Annotated in this window: 1 protein-coding gene; it reads right to left on the bottom strand. The window is 48.8% G+C overall.

Features of this window, described 5'->3' with window-relative positions; translation table 11 throughout:
• Window positions 1-526: 526 nt before the first annotated feature.
• Window positions 527-2,887 carry a glycoside hydrolase family 31 protein gene (locus tag QUA34_RS29860; protein WP_333391107.1) on the bottom strand — a complete coding sequence of 787 codons (2,361 nt, stop codon included), beginning with the start codon at window positions 2,885-2,887 and terminating at the stop codon, window positions 527-529.
• Between the last annotated feature and the right edge of the window lie 432 nt (window positions 2,888-3,319).

The following is a 3,319-nucleotide window of genomic DNA, read 5'->3' as shown; positions in this document are numbered from 1 at the left end:
CAGGTTTTTTTCCATAATTGTAATATTCCGCCCAGAATGTCACACTTGTCAATACCCTCTGACCTGAATCCTTACGAAGCAGAAGCAAAGCAACTCGAACTTTTTACAGAATCCTATTTCAATATCCAGATAGATTTGCCGAACTCGCGCCCCACCTTTTAACACCTACGGATGAGCAGTATGGTGATAAAAATGCGCTCACCACTTCATAAACTTTTGGCAGAGAAGAGAAAAGCTCCGCCCAACCAAAGGTTACCGAAATCCTATTTCCTAATAATTCTGCTCTCGTGTTAGCGGGACTTAAACAAATTTCAAGCCCAAATAAAGCCCAAACTAGCTTTGTAAGCCGAGAATACGTCCCAATTTTCGTTCAGCCATTTGACAAACCGAAAAGATAAGGTTACTGAGCTTGTCGAAGTATTGCTGTCCGGCCTGTTCCACAAAGAATGAATTTCTTGTGGGTGGGCAGGAGAGCCCGCCCAGAAAAACCTTATTAAAAAGGGCGCAACATCTCAGAAATATCAAACTATCCAAATGTCAAACGCCGCGCCGCACCATCATCTGTAAATCGCTGTTCGCCAACGCCAACAACTTCCACAATAACTTCGCGTTCAGAAATCGAAAATTGACCCTCGCGCGCGGCAATTTCAACGATGATTTTTTCCCCTTCCAAATACACATTGTAATTAGTCGTTGCCCAGACACCTTTTTCATGCTCAAAACTGTGTCCATCGTCCTCATAAAGCGTCCATTCACCGCTTCCGGGCCAAATTCGCATTTTTAATGACTCAAGCGGTTCTTCGCTGACAAATTGCCTCACAGGTGCGATCGCAATTATGCCCCCACCCCGCACGTAAAGCGGCATTCTCTCCAAAGGTGCATCAGCCAAAATGTGCATCGGGCCCTGATAGCATTCACCCGTCCACCAATCGTACCAAGTACCCTCGGGCAAATACACGGCGCGATGCTCAACTCCCGGGCGGTAAACAGGTGCAGCCATCAGCGACGGGCCGAGCAATACTTGATCGTAAAGGTGATAAGTTGCCCGATCGCGCGGAAATTGATATAGTAGCGGTCGCAAAATCGGCGTTCCCGTCGTCGCAGCTTCCCAAAACAACGTGTAAATGTAAGGCAACAACTGATAGCGCAAATTGATGTATTCGCGGCAAATCTTCTCAGTGCGATCGCCAAAAACCCAGGGTTCGTGCTGCGCCGTACTCATCGCCGAATGACCGCGCATCAAGGGATACAGCATCCCCACCTGCATCCAGCGCGCGAACAGTTCAGCCGTTGCATTCCCCGCAAAGCCGCCGATGTCGCAACCGACAAACGCCACGCCGGAAAGCCCCATATTGCAAAGCATTGGTAGCGACATTTCTAAGTGTTCCCACTGCGATTGATTGTCGCCCATCCACACCGACGAGTAACGCTGAATGCCCGCAAAACCCGATCGCGTCAGCACAAAAGATCGATCGCCCGAGCGCACTTTTTGCAACCCCTCAGCACAAGCTTTCGCCATCATCAACCCATACAAATTGTGCGTTTGGGCGTGGGTAGCGCGATCGGATTCCGGGCCTTGCGGTGCATCCAGGGGAAAGCTGATGTGTTCGCCGCCGTCACCAAAAGGCCGTTCTGCGATCGCAGGTTCGTTCATGTCGTTCCAAATCCCCGCAATCCCAACATCTGTCAGGGTTTTGTGCAATTCGCCCCACCACTGGCGCACCTCCGGCCGCATGAAGTCTGGAAACACCGCTTTATCCGGCCAAACGTAACCGTGGAATAGCTTTCCCTCTGCGGTGCGGACGAAATAGTCATTCTCCACACCCTCATCGAATATTTCATAATCTGCTTCCGGTTCGTACTTGACACCGGGATCGACAATCGTCACAACCTTAAAACCCGCTGCTTTCAAGTCTGCGATCAGTTTCGCGGGATCGGGGAAACGCTTCGGGCTCCAGGTAAAAACGCGGTAGCCGCGCATATAGTCGATGTCGAGGTGGATGACATCGCAGGGAATCGCTCGATCGCGAAATTCCTTGGCCAACTCCCGCACAATGTCCTCTGATTCGTAGCTCCAGCGGCATTGGTGGTATCCCAGCGCCCATTTTGGCGCGAGTGGCATCCGGCCGGTTAACTGCGTGTAGGTGGCGATAATTTGGGCGGGTTCCGGGCCGTAAATGATGTAGTAGTCGAGTTCCGGGCCTCTGGTTTCCATCCGCAAAACACCCGGTTTTTCGGCGCCGATATCGAATTGACTCCAAAATGTAGTGTTAAAGAAAATGCCGTAAGCGCGATCGGGATTCAGGGCGATGTAAAATGCGATCGCCTGGTACATTTCATCGGTGAGGGAATTGTAGTCGAGGGAGTCGGTTGTCCAGTTTGTCTTGACTTCGGAGAGTTTGTCGAGAAAGCCGGTGCGTTCGCCGAAACCGTAGAAGTGCTCGTCTGCTTCGATGCGCTTCCAGCCTGCGGTTGCACCTGCGCGCCATCCCATATTGCGATCGCAGTCGCTAGCAAAGGGTTTTCCCGATTTGTCAAAGCATTCGATTGCAGCGGGCGATCGCTTTACGGAAATTAATATTTGTGATGTTTCAATTTCTATTTTTTCGTCTGTTTCTCGCACTTCAAATGGTGTGATTTCCCACTCTTCGTCAGGGACTGTTATTGAGTGCGATCGGCTTTTGAATTCACCTGTCGGGGACATTCGCACTCTGATTAAATTCGGCGCGAGGATACTGAGGTTTAGGGAAGTTTCGCCGCAATTAAAGTGAAAGGTGCGTGAAGCGCAGTTATCCCGTAGGGAATCGGTTTTATTTATGGATTCTACCGAACCGATTGTTGACCAAGGCTGTTCGGTTTTTTGAAGTTTTCCGAAGTATTGCGGCATATACGATTTGGTAATTGGTAATTTGCAATTGGTAAACCGATCGTGCAATCCGCACTTAACTACCGTCATCTAGCTAAAGGATGAATATAACTTCTCAGCATTTCCAGAAAATTAACAAATGCGATAAAATATACTTCAGCAATACCGTGGCTAGCCGAATAAGCTACTATAAAAAATGAAACAGGTATCCATAAACCCAGTCAAAAATAACTGACACATTGCACCCTTATCAATCCGGCTTTATGAACAGGCAAGATGCCTGTTCCACAAGAAAGTTTAGTCTTTGTGGAACAGGCATCTTGCCTGTTCTTGATAACGGTGCAAGATGTCAGAAATAACTTAAATCCGCGACTATATCGTAAGGATTCAGGTCAGAGGGTATTGACAAGTGTGACATTCTGGGCGGAATATTACAATTATGGAAAAAAACCT

It is taken from the genome of Microcoleus sp. POL10_C6 (genome assembly GCF_036701585.1).
In the GTDB taxonomy this organism is placed as follows: Bacteria; Cyanobacteriota; Cyanobacteriia; order Cyanobacteriales; family Microcoleaceae; genus Microcoleus.
This window is presented reverse-complemented; position numbering and strand designations above follow the sequence as displayed.

Bases quoted from the DNA above. Each gene is read 5' to 3' on its own strand.
- QUA34_RS29860 (WP_333391107.1), bottom strand. From the start codon at position 2,887: ATGCCGCAATACTTCGGAAAACTTCAAAAAACCGAACAGCCTTGGTCA.